13 protein-coding genes are annotated in these 14370 nt (G+C 42.4%); 5 read left to right on the top strand and 8 right to left on the bottom strand.

The window, feature by feature from the left end; translation table 11 throughout:
* Positions 1–204: 204 nt before the first annotated feature.
* On the bottom strand, positions 205–1788 hold the full coding sequence (locus tag G4P69_RS04895) for a B12-binding domain-containing radical SAM protein (protein WP_208339361.1): 1584 nt from the start codon (positions 1786–1788) through the stop codon (positions 205–207).
* Between the two features lie 819 nt (positions 1789–2607).
* On the opposite strand from G4P69_RS04895, the gene G4P69_RS04890 reads away from it, so the two are divergent.
* Positions 2608–3237, top strand: a complete 630-nt coding sequence (locus G4P69_RS04890) for a TMEM165/GDT1 family protein (protein WP_208339362.1) — start codon at positions 2608–2610, stop codon at positions 3235–3237.
* A 78-nt stretch (positions 3238–3315) separates the two neighbouring features.
* Here G4P69_RS04890 and G4P69_RS04885 read toward each other — a convergent pair whose 3' ends face one another.
* The 3 genes from G4P69_RS04885 to hemE all read right to left on the bottom strand — a co-directional run bounded on the left by G4P69_RS04885 (position 3316) and on the right by hemE (position 6523).
* Positions 3316–4221 (bottom strand): cation diffusion facilitator family transporter, encoded by a 906-nt coding sequence (locus G4P69_RS04885; RefSeq protein WP_208339363.1) that lies wholly within the window; start codon positions 4219–4221, stop codon positions 3316–3318.
* A 75-nt stretch (positions 4222–4296) separates the two neighbouring features.
* Positions 4297–5292 (bottom strand): NAD-dependent epimerase/dehydratase family protein, encoded by a 996-nt coding sequence (locus G4P69_RS04880; RefSeq protein WP_208339364.1) that lies wholly within the window; start codon positions 5290–5292, stop codon positions 4297–4299.
* Positions 5293–5461: 169 nt separating this feature from the next.
* Positions 5462–6523 carry a uroporphyrinogen decarboxylase gene (gene hemE / locus G4P69_RS04875; protein WP_208339365.1) on the bottom strand — a complete coding sequence of 354 codons (1062 nt, stop codon included), beginning with the start codon at positions 6521–6523 and terminating at the stop codon, positions 5462–5464.
* A 520-nt stretch (positions 6524–7043) separates the two neighbouring features.
* Here hemE and G4P69_RS04870 point away from each other — a divergent pair.
* Positions 7044–7787 carry a hypothetical protein gene (locus G4P69_RS04870; protein WP_208339366.1) on the top strand — a complete coding sequence of 248 codons (744 nt, stop codon included), beginning with the start codon at positions 7044–7046 and terminating at the stop codon, positions 7785–7787.
* Positions 7788–7838: 51 nt separating this feature from the next.
* Here the strand turns inward: G4P69_RS04870 and G4P69_RS04865 are convergent, their stop codons facing one another.
* The gene (locus tag G4P69_RS04865; protein ID WP_208339367.1) at positions 7839–9131 is read right to left on the bottom strand and encodes a glycosyltransferase; all 1293 of its coding nucleotides are present in this window, start codon (positions 9129–9131) and stop codon (positions 7839–7841) included.
* 237 nt (positions 9132–9368) lie between these two features.
* Positions 9369–10091 carry a RibD family protein gene (locus G4P69_RS04860; RefSeq protein WP_208339368.1) on the bottom strand — a complete coding sequence of 241 codons (723 nt, stop codon included), beginning with the start codon at positions 10089–10091 and terminating at the stop codon, positions 9369–9371.
* Positions 10092–10154: 63 nt separating this feature from the next.
* Here G4P69_RS04860 and G4P69_RS04855 point away from each other — a divergent pair, with 63 nt between their 5' ends.
* Entirely contained in the window at positions 10155–11231 is a 1077-nt protein-coding gene (locus G4P69_RS04855) for a glycosyltransferase family 4 protein (protein ID WP_208339369.1), read from the top strand.
* 103 nt (positions 11232–11334) lie between these two features.
* On the opposite strand, the gene G4P69_RS04850 is transcribed toward G4P69_RS04855, so the two are convergent.
* Positions 11335–12081 (bottom strand): cupin domain-containing protein, encoded by a 747-nt coding sequence (locus G4P69_RS04850; protein WP_208339370.1) that lies wholly within the window; start codon positions 12079–12081, stop codon positions 11335–11337.
* A 125-nt stretch (positions 12082–12206) separates the two neighbouring features.
* Positions 12207–13103 carry a S66 peptidase family protein gene (locus tag G4P69_RS04845; RefSeq protein WP_208339371.1) on the bottom strand — a complete coding sequence of 299 codons (897 nt, stop codon included), beginning with the start codon at positions 13101–13103 and terminating at the stop codon, positions 12207–12209.
* A 120-nt stretch (positions 13104–13223) separates the two neighbouring features.
* Here G4P69_RS04845 and G4P69_RS04840 point away from each other — a divergent pair, with 120 nt between their 5' ends.
* Positions 13224–13793, top strand: coding sequence for a hypothetical protein (locus G4P69_RS04840; protein ID WP_208339372.1), 570 nt, complete (start codon positions 13224–13226; stop codon positions 13791–13793).
* A 169-nt stretch (positions 13794–13962) separates the two neighbouring features.
* Positions 13963–14349 carry a DUF2358 domain-containing protein gene (locus G4P69_RS04835; RefSeq protein WP_208339373.1) on the top strand — a complete coding sequence of 129 codons (387 nt, stop codon included), beginning with the start codon at positions 13963–13965 and terminating at the stop codon, positions 14347–14349.
* Positions 14350–14370 lie beyond the last annotated feature (21 nt).

Genomic DNA, 14370 nt, shown 5'->3' with positions numbered 1-14370 from the left:
GGGCATGGGGCATGGGTGCAGGGGTGCAGGGGTGCAGGGGTGCAGGGGAGAAAAAAAGGTTTATTCGAGAACAATTAATACTTCTCGCTAAAACTTTACCAATATATTTCTTCCCCTCCGCCCCTCCGCTCCATGCCCTATGCCCTATGCCCCATGCCCTATGCCCTATGCCCCATGCCCCATGCCCCATGCCCCATGCCCCCCTCAACAAACATCTACTGGTGTTTTCACTGGTGGCACGTACGGCTTTTCTTTACCTTGTGCTAGATACTCGGCTAGTTGAGATTCGATTTGGTCGCGTACAATTTGGCGATACTCTAAGAAATGCTCATTGTGGGCACAGGTATCAAGATAAAGCTCAACAGCCCTAGGGTTACGCTTAATTATGCTAAACAAGTGATGCCAGAACTTCCAACGGGTTTGCCTTTTGATTCCTTGTCGCCAGATAATAATTAAAAAAGCTTTTAAAATTGTCCAATCTGGAATCTTGAAAGGTGTATTCCAACTTGGACTACCGATCATCAGGAAACAACGGTAAGTCCGATCCAAGTATTGCACTGGGTCATATAAAGCACAAAATGCCTCAATATATTCCCTGGCAATATCTTCTAAAGGACGGGTGGGAATGAAGTTCATTAAAGTTGTTTGATTGATATTACCATCTTTATTTTCCCGTAGTCGTCCTTCTTGACTAAGGCGATGCCAAAGTGCTGTATGAGGAAGTGCTTGTAACATGGCGAAGGTCGTAGAGGGAATTGCTGCTAGTTCTGCAAAGCGGACTATGCGATCGCCTGCGCCCTTTTTCTCTCCGTCAAACCCAATAATAAACCCAGCCATTGGGCGCAGTCCTGCTTTGATAATCGTATGCACCGCATCAACTAAGGAACTGCGGGTATTTTGAAACTTCTTTGTCAGTTCCAAACTCTCTTCATCCGGTGTTTCAATTCCCAAAAACACTGCTTTAAAACCGCACTCAACCATCAACTCCATTAATTCCGGGTCTTGTGCTAGGTCAACTGAAGCTTCAGTGTCAAAATGGAACGGATAATTGTGTTCTGCCATCCAGCCTTTTAACTCTTTTAGCAACAATTTCACATTACGCTTGTTGCCAATAAAGTTATCATCTACCATAAAAACGCTACGCCGCCAACCCAATTCGTACAGGTAATCTAATTCTGCTAACAATTGTTCTGGTGTTTTAGTACGGGATTTCCGACCGTAGAGAACAATAATGTCGCAAAATTCGCACTGGAAAGGACACCCCCGCGAAAATTGAACCGACATCATACTGTAAGCATCAAATTCTAGCAAATCAAAGCGGGGTATTGGCGTTGTTGTCACGTCGGGTTTTTCTGTAGCGCGAAAAGTCCCAGAAGTTTCTCCTCTTTCGATTGCTGCCACAAACATTGGCAGGGTGATTTCTCCTTCATCAAGAATAAGAAAATCTGCACCAACTTCCTGAACCTCATGAGGTACTGAAGTGGGATATGGACCACCCACCGCGACCAACTTACCACGTTGTTTTGCTTGTTTGATTTGCTCGAGTAAATCTTGTTTTTGGACTATCATGGCGGAGAAAATTACCACATCTGCCCATGCCCATTCTTCCTCGGTGACTGGTCGAATATTGCGATCAACTAACTTAAATTCCCATTCTTGAGGTAGAATTGCTGCGACTGTTACCAACCCCAAGGGTGGTAATAAAACTTTGCGATCAACTAATGCTAATATTTTTTCGTATGACCAGAAGGTTTTAGGAAAAATAGGATAGACCAATAAAACTCGCATTAAGTGTCAAACCTCTTTTTTGAAAAATTACTCAAATCGTGAGTTAAGTATTTAGGAAATGGAAAAACCATTTTCATCTAAAAAGAATTAATTAATAATTAAGATAGGCTAAAGCCCTATTTTTGTTCCTAAAGCGTTGCTTAAGTCATCAGTTTATTTGGGTAGAAACCCCGTCCTTCTAGGAGGGCTTTATATTTTTTTTACCACTACCGCCTTGGGGCTACTTAACTCGGTGTACTTTTGTGTTGTACTTTCAACGGGACAATTACCGCCTCAAATTGTTCGCCCTGTACGCATAGTAGTTTTGCCCAAATGAGCCTTCCCGAAAGGGAGACGCTCCACGAACAGACCGGGGTTGCTGACAGGGATAATCACTAAAGATTGAATATAAAATATATCACCTAATTTGCCGAGTGGTTAAAACCATTCACAGTTGTAGGGGTTACCGGTCTTTGATGTGGCAACCTATAGAGTGCCTCGCTTTCTTTCAGTCCATATTGTAGCCCTATAGCTGAAAAACAAAATATTCTCCGCAGGTTGTAACAGCAGTTTTTTCATGTTATGATCAGTTATCAATTGAAGGGGAGTAGCTGCTGGTTACTTATTCAACCAGTTGCCCAGATCAACATACTGGCAATTCGCCTGGTTTGGGTACTAAGTTTTTGATATTTAGCTCAATCTAGAAACGGGATTGAGTTTGATATTCAAGCTTGAGAAGCGAGACCTTCACTGAGTTCACATCGACTGTGTGAGCTTGGTGAAGTGTTGTTGCGCTCATCAGGCTCACTCAGATTAAGTTCAATTCTGAGGAGACTGACTGTGTTAGCAGCGTTTACGGCAGGTTTATTACTGATCACAATTTCTGAACTGGGTGACAAAACTTTCTTCATTGCTGTCATCCTATCGATGCGTCACCCAAGAAATCTAGTTTTTGCTGGAGTCATCGCGGCATTAGCAGCGATGACGGTTCTATCAGTTGCGCTTGGACATGTGATTGCGTTTTTACCCAAAATCTATACCCACTACACAGAAATAGCATTGTTTTTGCTATTTGGTATTAAGTTGCTTTATCAAGCAAGTCAGATGTCAGTTGCGGCAGGAGACGAAGTTCTAGAGGAGGCAAAAGCAGCCGTTGAACAAAGCGAAAAGAATCTCAAAAACAGCAGTAATACGCTAGCAATCTTATTAGAAAGCTTTATCATGACATTTTTAGCTGAGTGGGGCGATCGCACTCAAATTGCAACGATCACCCTAGCCGCTTCTAATAACGCGTTAGGCGTTACCGCTGGAGCAGTTTTGGGACATACCATCTGCACTGTAATTGCGGTGATGGGTGGAAAGTTAATCGCTGGAAGAATTTCTGAGCGCATGATCACTGCGATCGGTGGGGTGCTATTCTTAGTTTTTGCCGCTGTCGCATTTTGGGAAGGAACAGGGCAAACAATTTAACACACTCATTAAAATAAAGATCCGCTTGCCTTGGGGCTTAAGCATTAACGGCTAAACCTAACCTGCTGCTCTTGTTGGTCACTTGGCTCGATCCAAATGCTGATCTTCCCAGGAGGCTGGATCTTCGAGAGGCTCTAGATGTGTTGTCACGGTGGTTAAAGGTAGTGCTTGGATAATAGCTAGTTCAATCGCCTCGCACACGTCGTGTCCTTGTTGGACTGTCCAAGATCCAAGTACAAGAACATGGAAGGAAACAAACCGACGCGTTCCGGCAACACGAGTTCGCAAAGCGTGAAACTGTATGCCTTGACGTTCGTACTCGCTAAGAATCAGGGAGATTGTCTGAAGTTCGTCTTTCGGTAACCCCGCATCCAGTAGCCCAGAAGCAGTTTCCCGCAGTAAACGAAATCCTGTCCAAACAATATTTACTGCTACCAAGAGAGCAATAATTGGGTCAAGCACTAAAGAACCTGTTAACTTGACAAGGAAGATTCCAACTACGACACCAACCGAAGTTATCACGTCGGTAAATAAATGGTGTGCATCAGCGCGAAGAATAATAGAACGGAATCGTCTCCCTGCGCGTAGCAATATAAAGGCAACAACACCGTTGACTACTGTTGCAACCAGCGAGAGTGCTAACCCAAGTCCAAGTTGTGTTAGAGGTTCTGGATGTAGCAAACGTCCCCAAGCTTCAACAGCAATACTAATCGCTGCTATTACAATCAACGCACCTTCTGCACCACTAGAGAAGTATTCAGCTTTAGAATGACCAAAGGCGTGTTCAGCATCGGCTGGTTTGGCAGCATAAGTGATTGCCCACAGTGCTACCACTGCTGCGACTAAATTCACAATTGATTCAATTGCATCTGAAAGGAAACCCACTGATCCAGTTAGCAGGTAAGCCCCAAACTTCAGGGCAATGGTGACAATTGCAGCAGCAATCGACAAAAAACCGTAGAAGCGGGGTGTTTGACGACTCATCAGATTTACGCAGTAGATAAAATGATCAAAGGCTCACTTTACCAGGGGCTACAAGAATAGTCATCACCCTCCTGGCTAAGGTGTTGGCTTGCTGGGAAAGTGGTTAATTTTGATTTTTGAATTCCCCTTCACCCCACAAATTTTTAACACATCGGTTATTGTGACACAATAATTTAACAAACCAAAACTGGCGGGATTGACTACGTTTTGGTAAGTAAAATGCCGATAGTTCATACAAAACCGATCCCACTCAGCCATCTGAATGCGGAACAAAAAGATAATCAAATTGGCTATTGATAACGATAAGGGAATGCGGAAGTAAATCTTTTTGCCGAGGTAAGCACAAATTTCTTCAATGACTTGGTTAGCAGTCACCTGTGCTTGACCTAAAACTAAGTGGTGGGGTTCATCACTTTGAGGAGGGTGTTCAATCAAATGTCGCACCACTGTAGCAATGTCTCGTGCGTGGATGAAGTGAAAACTACCATCAGCCTTAAAAAATCGAATTAAATCTATATATTTAGTAACATCTGGGATGCCTGATGTTACGGCGGAATAGGGTTTATTGCGATCGCCCCCCAGCACAATAGTAGGAAAAACAGTGGTAATTTTGGGTGCGATCGCTAACTTAGACATACGATGTAAGCAATCATATTTAGAGCGTACGTAGTCGTGCCCAATTTCCCCAGCTTCCTTTAATGGTTGATTATTGTTCCCCAAAACGCTAGCAGTGGAAAAATATATCACCTGTTCGCATCTGTTTGGGTGTAGCAGTTCCAGCAACTCTAGTGTCTTGCCTACATTAATATCAAATGTCTGTGTACCACCCCAAGCCGTCGCCGTTAGCACAGCAATATCAACCGTTTTCAGCAAGTCTGAGAAACGACTAATTTCTTGCATATCACCTTGTAAAACCGTGACACCCGAACGTACTTGTGTATCAATTTGTAGTTTACTAGGGTTTCTTACCAACAAATACAAATCGTGGTTTGTTTCCTGAATTAAGGCTTCAGCTAAGTAATGACCGATACAACCACTTGCACCAGTCACTAAAATCCTTTTCTGGTTCATAAATTTTAATGGGGCATAGGGCATAGGGCATAGGGTAGAGGAGAAGAATTACATCGATAAATTCTTGGCTGGAAGGAAGAAGGAAGTTAATACTGCGTAGAATTTACCTTTTTTTTCTCCCATGCCCCATGCCCCATGCCCCGTGCCCCATGCCCCATGCCCATTGCCTCTACCCCTTAATTGCCAAGGAATTGATCTGCTTTGCAGTTTCAAAAAAGAAAGCTACATTTTCCTCTGGTGTTTCTGGTAGAACACCGTGACCAAGATTGAGAATATGTCCCCAGTTACCAGCTTTGCGAACAGTATCAAGGACGCGATCGCGGATAAACTCATGGGAGCCAAATAGCACGCCTGGGTCAAGATTACCTTGGACTTTAACGTGTTTTCCTAATCTTGAACGTGCGTCTGCCATATCTACTGTCCAATCTACAGTGATAACATCCGCACCAGATAAAGCCATTCTCTCTAGAAGCCCTGCACTTCCACTAACCAATAAAATTAGGGGTGTGTCTGGATGCGTTTCCTTGACTTGCTGAAAAACTTTTTGCTGATATGGTAGAGCAAAAGTTTCATAATCTTGAGGACTCAGTTGACCTGCCCAAGAATCGAACATTTGTACTACTTGCGCACCACAGTCAATTTGGTAGCGAACATAAGTGGCGATCGCTGAAGACAATTTTTCCAAAAGCTGGTGCAGTACCTTGGGGTCTGAGAACGCCATATTTTTGATGATGGAGTAGGTTTTAGAACCTTTCCCTTCCACTGCGTAAGCTGCTAATGTCCATGGCGCACCAACAAAACCTAACACTGTAGATTTGTCACCAACTTCTTGGCGCAACGCTTGTAAAATTGTTTTGATGAAGGGTAGTGACGCTTCCGGGTCTAGAGGGCGTAGCTGATCAACTTGTTCTTGAGTGCGAATAGGTGAGTCAATAATTGGACCTTTACCTTCAGCAATGTCCATGTCAATACCTAAACCAGGTAGCGGTGTGACAATATCAGAAAACAGAATCACTCCATCTGGCTGAAAAGCTTTCCAAGGCTGTAAAGATACCTCTATCGCTACTTCGGGTATTTCTGAGCGATCGCGAAATGAAGGATACTTCTCCCTTAGATCTCGATAAGCTTTCATATAACGTCCTGCTTGACGCATCATCCAGACGGGAGGACGATCTAATACTTCACCACGAGCTGCCCTTAGAAGATAAGGAGCGTTTGAGGAAATACCCATTTAACAGTTATCCTAAACTCTTTTTTATGTCATTGTTTAGCTTATCATTCCACTATTACAACTTTCTGAGCCATCAGGGAAAAAACAAGCTATTTTCGTCGTTTCAGCTTTGGCAAAACAAGCGGTAAGCGGAAGCCGAGCCCACCTTAAGTGTAAAGCGCTGGATAGATGTTGGACAAAAAAGGTGGAATACTGTTAAAACAAGACCAGTCAACCACCCTAACCCCAAACAACCTTTTTGTGGGGTTATTATGATGTTACAACTTGAGTAGTCTATCGCGTCCGAAACAATACATACAAAAATAAAGTTTCGAGAGGAGACATTGTCTGCTCAAGCTTGGATACTGATAGTACTTTCTTAAGCTTGCTATTGGACGTATGTGCTGCTAAATACTTAGTTTAGGGTCTATTACTCAAGATTGTTTCAATTGTTGATTATTGACCTGATCCGTCCTTTTGGTTTCTGGACTTAGAAAAGGAGGACTATTCTAGATTACTAACTAATAGCTAGAGAACTTCTATGCAAACCGACTCAAACCACCGTCGCTTTAATAAAGAATCTAATTCTCGCATTCCCGACTTGTCTAAGTTTTTAATCCCACGCTCCCAGCAACGGAAATTCTTAATTAAATTTACAATTATGACCATTCTGGGATGGGCTGTAGGTGGAATTGCTAGTCTAACCTTAGAGAAAACATTACTCCACGGATTCTCACCTACGGTAGGGCAGCAATTAACATGGTATAAAACTGAAAGATATCTAAGTAATGGTTTATTCGCAGTGATTTTTGCTGCTGATCAGGCGTTTGTTATGCATCGATATATATCTGGTTGGCTGTGGGCTCTTGCTACCAGTATAGGTTGGCTCATTGCTAACGGCATTTCCGCAGCGTGGATTAGTCATATTTCATCAATGGTATCAACTTTAAATAAAAATTTATCTCCTCATGAAATATTCTTTTTTGGGATATTATCAACCTGCGCATACATTATTTCAGGAATTTGGCTTGGTTTTTTTCAATGGTTGATACTGAGACGATATACTGTAGGTTCTTGGTGGTGGAATTTTTTACCCTCTTTTTCATTTTCTTTAATCAGTATTTCGATAGGTTTTCTTTCCCTTATACAACAATTTATTCCACTAGTATATCGCGATCAAATATTGTATTTTTTTGGACAAGGATTGACAGCAGTTATTTTAGGTGTTATTCCAGGAATTGGTTTATGTACATTGAAAAAAAACTCATCAAATCAGAAAAATTAACTATTTATTTAAGATAACTTTAAACAATTATTCACTACAGAAGTGGCTGGTTTACTCATAAGGAAAATTATAAAGTAATTTTACAGGCTTGCCTGTAGATAGAGCCTGTTCAATAATATCTACAGCACGAGTCACTCCACCAGCTCGCTCAATAGCTTGTTGGAGACGCAAAGCATTATTCTTGTAAGAATCTTCGTTTAGCACTCGTTGTACAGCTGCTCGCAATCGAGGAACGTTCAAACGGGAGAGGGAGACAGCTTCACCTGCTCCTGTCCAAGTGAGACGGGCTGCTACCCCTGGTTGATCATCGGTAATGGGGATCGCCACCATCGGTACTCCATCTCTCAAGGTTTCTAAAACCGTACAAGCACCTGCATGGGTAATGACAAGAGAGGCTACCTTCAGCAGTTCTAATTGGGGTGCGTAGCCTACAACCAAAGGAGAACCTGGTAGTTTTGGCATAGATTCTGGACTGATACCACCACCCAGAGAAATGACCAACTGTACATCCAACCCCAGACAAGCTTCAGCAATACATTGAAAAATCTGTATTTGGCGATTTTGCAAAGTACCTAGAGAGGCATAAATCAGTGGTTGATTAGTTAGTTGTTCAAAAGGGAAAGGAACTGGTTTCCTTATGCGTGGATTCTGTAAAGGTCCTACAAAATGGAAACAATCAGGCAATTGAGTACGAGGAAACTCAAACTCAGCAGGTTGTTGACTTATCTGAGCAAGATGCGAATAAGAATCGCTAGGTTTAGACAACCAAGGTAACTTCCATTCTTGACGATATTCCCTTACCACATCCAAGATAGGTTGCCCAACATAATTAAGTAGTGCGTAACCAGCTTGATTACGTAACTTTGCCCACCAAACTTTTTGATAATTCCAAGAAGTGAAACAGGGAGGAACACTGTTTTCAGGGTTATATGGTAAAGCAGAGCAAATATTAAAAAAGGGAATGTTTAGGAATTCAGCAAGAGAACCCCCCTCATAGGAAATTTGATCCACTAGCAAGGCTTCTACACCTTCTTCTCTCATGGCTCTGGGCGCATCTCGCAGTAAAGCAGCTACATCCTCTGCGGCTAAATCGATGTGCGATCGCATTGCAGCAAAACCAACCTTTACAGATGACTTAGCTCGCTTTTGGGCTGTCTTTTCTTTGGGAATATCTGAATCTCCTACTACACGAAAGCCTAATCCTAAGTCTGATACCATAGATTGAGCATAGGGCAAACCAAAAAACGTGACTTGGTGACCTCGTTGTTGAAGTTCCCAACCCAAAGTTGTCATTGTACTGATGTGAGACGCTGCACAGGGACAAACTATCCCAAAATGAGTCATAGAGGATGCCCTACTTTTGTGAAGAACTGGAACACTATCAATATAGTCTGTATCGCGAGAGATTTTACAGAGCCCTATTCCTGGGACTCTTAACTGGGATCTCCCCCAATCACCAATTCCGGAGCGCCCATTCCTCCCCAACAGAAGTGCGCCTTTATTCGGAGGCTCTTGGGCGCGACCAGTTCAAATATAGTTATAATCTCCGTTTTTTAATCGGGTATATGTGAGTACTTATGATTATGATGGAGAATAAAATTTTTTCTTTACACCATCAGGTAATTCTTTCAATATACGATAGTGCAGAAAAAATTCATTTCCAACCTGACGAGTTTCGATCAGTTCGAGCAAAGGAGCATTTTTAGGCAGAAAACCTTCCCCCTCTACGGGAGTAGGTGCCTGCTTACCTCCATAAATCGCAGGCCAAATACTCAACCACCAATCGTCAATTCGCCCAGCATCCATTAGAGAAGCTGTCAAAGAGCCACCCCCCAGAGCAACAACCTTGCGGATACCCCTTTTTGCCATGAAGTTGTAGGCTTTCTCCCAATCTATATCTGTCTCACCCACATCAATTAATTCTGCCTGCTTACTCAAGATTGCCGTGTTAGAACTTTGCTCTAAACTAGCCCGTGTTGTAAATATCCATCGCTCAACTTCCTGGGTAAAAAAAGGCAGATTTGCTGGTATATTTAGTGAGCGTGAAATAACACAGGTAATCGGTTGAGCAGACTGATCTCGAACTTTACGGGCGGCTGATAATTCGGGATTATCAAGAATAAAAGTTACTCCTTCCATCCGAATTGTTTGTGCTCCTATCAAGAATAAATCTGCAAGGGAAGCTTGATATTGCAAGTGTAAAGAATCAGCTGGAAAAGAAATACGAGGTGCTTTCTGATCTACAGGAGTAATTTTTCCATCAGCCGTCATGCCAAGAACCAATGTTGTTTGGATATTTGTCATAGTTTCAATATAAATAACTTTATAATAGCAAGGTTAATTAAATAACTATCAAGTCTGTTTTCAATGAACCTAGCATTTATTACAGCTACACCCCAGAATGCTAAGCTTGGGAGTGGTACCTTTGTTGGTAATGCATACCTGATTGATCAGCTGCGATCGCAAGGTCATACCGTTGATGTATTTACTCCAGATAAACCATCGGGACTTATGGGTTATGTGGTAGATCGTTTTCGGTGGAATTGGGGACTTGATCCAAGCCGATTCGATGATTATGATGCAGTCGTTGGGCTAGATATGGATGGTTACACCATCGCTAATCGCATCAAAGCACCTTTTATTGCCTACATTCACGGTATCATTGCTGATGAAGCCAAATTTGAGCGGGGTTTAGTGCGTACATCGCTAGAGTTAATGGCAAAAGCAGAGCGAATTAGTGTCAATCGTGCTAGTATGGTAATTGCTACTAGCAACTACTCCTGCGCTAGACTAGCCGAACTTTACGAGTATAAAAGAGATATTCAAATAATACCGCCACCGATAAATCTTCAAGGGTGGGATGCTGGAGTCGCAGCTACGAGACAAAATCAACAGAACAGAGTGACTACGCATCCTACCATATTATGTGTGGGGGTGCAATATCCGCGCAAAAATGTTGCTACCCTGATTAGAGCTACGGCACTTCTTTGCCGTCAACTCCCAGATGTGGAAGTGCGAATCGCTAGTAAGGGTCCAGAATGGCACAATCTGCGTCGTCTCGCGGAAGAACTTGGTTTGAATCAAAATGTAAAGTTTCTTGGTTATCTTTCCTATGAGGATCTTGTATCTGAGTATCTTGGCTGCGATGTCTTCTGCTTACCAAGTTTGCAAGAAGGCTTTGGGATTGTCTTTGCCGAAGCGATGGCGACGTCTAAGCCAATTGTAGCTAGTCGTTCGTCTTCTACACCTGAATTAATTCAGCATGGTGTACAAGGAATGCTTGCGACCCCTTTAGATCCGGAAGATTTAGCACGCCAGCTAGCAGAGGTACTCCTGTCGCCTGAAAAAGCCCTTACTTTGGGGAAAGCAGGTCGTGCTAAAGTGTCGGAATTTGATGCACCTCGGATCGCTCGACAGTTTATCGAGCTTTTGACTAAACTCTAAACTTACTTGTTACCTACTTTGTAGAGCCACACGGGATGGGTCAAACACCCCCTATTGACAGTTAACAGTTAACAGTTAACAGTTAACAGTTAACTGTCAACAATCATACATCTGTTTCCCAAGGCTCTCGGAAGTCTTCTCCAACAATAAACCTGATTGTATCGGTAGGATAGGTCTTAACATAAATAAGACAACCATTTTTTGAAGCGGGACTATAACGGCAATTTGGTGAATACCGTAGCCAACTGTAAGTTGGATAATCCCCTAATTCATCACTCCAAGTCCCTTCGATAACAAAGATTTCTTTAACCTCAGTTTCAACGACATTAGATAACTTAGTACCTGGTTGCCACCGTTCAATCCAGACTTTTTCTGGGTATCCCAATTGTTCGTACAGTGGTTGAACCTCAATTTCTGGGACAGTTCCAGTTTGCCAAGGTAACTCGAAAATATTCGTTCTTACTTGCTGACGAGTCTTGCCACCATGTTGCCGTAATTTAACAAAAGTTAGACATCCTTTATCGCTGTAGGGGAGGTGGTTAAAGCCTTCAGGATTAAGCATATAAGTTCCTGGTGGATGCACACCTGTTTCATCTTGGACGTTTCCTTCAAGTACCAAAATTTCTTCTCCACCAGGATGACCATGCAGTGGGAAAAAGCCTCCTGGATCGAATCGAGTTAGCATTGTTACTGGATGATCCTGAATCTCTTCATCAGACTCAAAACAAGCAAACGAAATCCCAGTATAGTTTGTCTGATGCCAAATGAAGGAATTTGAGAGTACAGCTGAACGGATAAGTAAGTCTGCGTGAGTTTTTCTAGGTTGCCACAGAACTTGAGAAGATCCCATGTTTAAATTTCAATTATTTTTAAGATAAAAGTGATTGTTTACCTGAATTTTATCATTATTGTTGATTGAATATGGATTTTAGAACATTAGATATCGGTGGTGACATTAGTGGCATTGAGACCGATTTATCTTGTAATATCCAATATTCCGTGTTCCGCATCTAATGTTGCTTGCACCCCAACAGGTAAAGCTGCATTTGAACCATCATGACCAAAGGGTAAATCCGAAACAATAGGAATATTTACATCAGACAAGCGATCGCGCAACACTTCCTCAACATTAAAGCTAGGAACATTTGGCGGTGGTTCACAACGGCTAAAACTACCCAATGCAATACCTCGGATTTTTTGCAATTCTCCGCTCATCCGCCATTGTGTCAGCATTCTATCTATCCGATAGGGAGCTTCTGTTACATCCTCAAGAGCAAGAATAACACCGTCGAAACTTGGCTGCAATGGGGTATTCAAAAGATGGGTTGCTACTGTAAGATTACCAGGAAGTAAAGTACCGCTAACGACTCCACCCCCCCAACCACAACCTTGTAAAGGAGCTAGAGAACGACCTTCCACCCAATCAAATAGCCTTTGCTTTGACCAATCTGGTTCTGCTGCTATGGTTGTTAGTACAGGGCCATGAACACTAGAAATTCCTATATTATAGAGACTCCACAATAAGGCGGTAACGTCAGAAAAACCGATCAGCCACTTGGGATCTTCGCTGTTTTGCCAAGTCCAATCCTCTAAAAGGCGGGTACTACCATAACCACCCCTAGCACAAAGAATTCCACGACACGCCGGATCTTTCCATGCTTCTGCTAACTGGTGGCGGCGGGTTTCATCTTTACCAGCTAAGTATCCCCATTTGTCATCTATCTCTAGACTGATTTCTACTCGGTATCCACGCGATCGCCAAATTTCTACCCCTCGTAAAAAATCCTCTAATTCTCGCACAGCACCGCTAGGCGCAATAACTCGTAACAAATCACCAGGTTTTAAGGGCGGGGGTATGATTTTGGATTGCATGAAACAATTTAGAACTTACGGAGAAAGTTCAAAAATAATAACTCATAACTCCTGTTGTCGTGTAGGTGATGACTTAAGCATCAACGCGATACCCTAGAGGCTGAAGCAAAACAACACCCTATGAAACCCTCAGAAATCGCAGATACACTTACAAACTTATTTGGCGCAGAGTCTGTCAACGCCGTCGCACCTGGTTCTTGGCAGATAGAAGCTCCTACTTATAGACTACTAGTCATACTTTCGGATGATGAAAGCTGGTTGCGAATTTTACTACCAATTGTATCAGTACACGAAGCCCTACCCTTTGTAGAACAGTTCCTAGAAGCAAACTTTGATGATACTCAACAAGTGCGCTACGCTATTCAGCAAAATGTAGTGTGGGGAGTATTTCAGCACAACTGTAATACTTTAGTTGTAGAAGATTTTCACGAGGCGATCGATCAACTGAAGATACTGCACGAGATTGGCTTAGATGATGTTTTTAATAGACTCATAGAACGCCGTATTCGGCAAATTATTCAGGCTGCAAAACAGCAAGGTCAATCATTGCAAACTACAATGCAAAACCTAGAACGGTTGTATGCTGAAGGAGTTATGGGCGAAATAGACCAAAACCCAGAGGTTCAAGAAGAAGTTTTAGCTGCTTGGCGTCGTCAATTGCAAAGTCTATGGGATGAGGTAGAAGCTTAATAAAAAACTCCATCCCCTTGCGGGTGGAGTTTTTGGGCATGGGGCATGGGGCATCGGAAAATAAAATTGTTAGGGGATAGGGGTTATGGCTCACCTGTCATTTAGTCCTTTGTAACAATCCCCAATCCTTAACACTCAACCCCTAACATCCAACAATATGAATATCGTTATGAATATCGTTGAAACTTTAAAACAAGATTATCAAAGATTTCCCATTAATCAAACTTACAGCATCTACGCTGACGATGTTTATTTTCAAGATCCGCTTAATAAGTTTCGTGGTGTTCAACGCTACAAACAGATGATTAAATTCATTGAGACTTTTTTTATAGATCCAAAAATGGACTTACACAGTATTGAGCGTTTAGGAGACACCATAAAAACTGAGTGGACACTTCACTGGAATACTCCTCTCCCTTGGAAACCGAGGATATCTATCCCTGGTTGGAGTGAATTACGCCTAAACGCAGAAGAACTTATCGTTTCTCACATTGATTATTGGAATTGTTCACGGCTAGATGTGGTGAAGCAGCATTTCTTCACGAAAAATAATTGATAATGTAAATAAATGTAAACA

It is taken from the genome of Aetokthonos hydrillicola CCALA 1050 (assembly GCF_017591665.1).
Lineage (GTDB): Bacteria > Cyanobacteriota > Cyanobacteriia > Cyanobacteriales > Nostocaceae > Aetokthonos > Aetokthonos hydrillicola.
The sequence above is the reverse complement of the archived record's forward strand: the minus strand, read 5'-3'. Positions and strand labels throughout refer to the sequence as shown.

Excerpts from the sequence above, each read along its gene's own strand:
- G4P69_RS04840 (WP_208339372.1), top strand. The coding sequence starts at position 13,224 with ATGAAACCCTCAGAAATCGCAGATACACTTACAAACTTATTTGGCGCA.
- G4P69_RS04845 (WP_208339371.1), bottom strand. The coding sequence starts at position 13,103 with ATGCAATCCAAAATCATACCCCCGCCCTTAAAACCTGGTGATTTGTTA.
- G4P69_RS04835 (WP_208339373.1), top strand. The coding sequence starts at position 13,963 with ATGAATATCGTTGAAACTTTAAAACAAGATTATCAAAGATTTCCCATT.
- G4P69_RS04880 (WP_208339364.1), bottom strand. The coding sequence starts at position 5,292 with ATGAACCAGAAAAGGATTTTAGTGACTGGTGCAAGTGGTTGTATCGGT.
- G4P69_RS04860 (WP_208339368.1), bottom strand. The coding sequence starts at position 10,091 with ATGACAAATATCCAAACAACATTGGTTCTTGGCATGACGGCTGATGGA.
- G4P69_RS04885 (WP_208339363.1), bottom strand. The coding sequence starts at position 4,221 with ATGAGTCGTCAAACACCCCGCTTCTACGGTTTTTTGTCGATTGCTGCT.
- G4P69_RS04855 (WP_208339369.1), top strand. The coding sequence starts at position 10,155 with ATGAACCTAGCATTTATTACAGCTACACCCCAGAATGCTAAGCTTGGG.
- G4P69_RS04850 (WP_208339370.1), bottom strand. The coding sequence starts at position 12,081 with ATGGGATCTTCTCAAGTTCTGTGGCAACCTAGAAAAACTCACGCAGAC.
- G4P69_RS04865 (WP_208339367.1), bottom strand. The coding sequence starts at position 9,131 with ATGACTCATTTTGGGATAGTTTGTCCCTGTGCAGCGTCTCACATCAGT.
- G4P69_RS04870 (WP_208339366.1), top strand. The coding sequence starts at position 7,044 with ATGCAAACCGACTCAAACCACCGTCGCTTTAATAAAGAATCTAATTCT.
- G4P69_RS04895 (WP_208339361.1), bottom strand. The coding sequence starts at position 1,788 with ATGCGAGTTTTATTGGTCTATCCTATTTTTCCTAAAACCTTCTGGTCA.
- hemE (WP_208339365.1), bottom strand. The coding sequence starts at position 6,523 with ATGGGTATTTCCTCAAACGCTCCTTATCTTCTAAGGGCAGCTCGTGGT.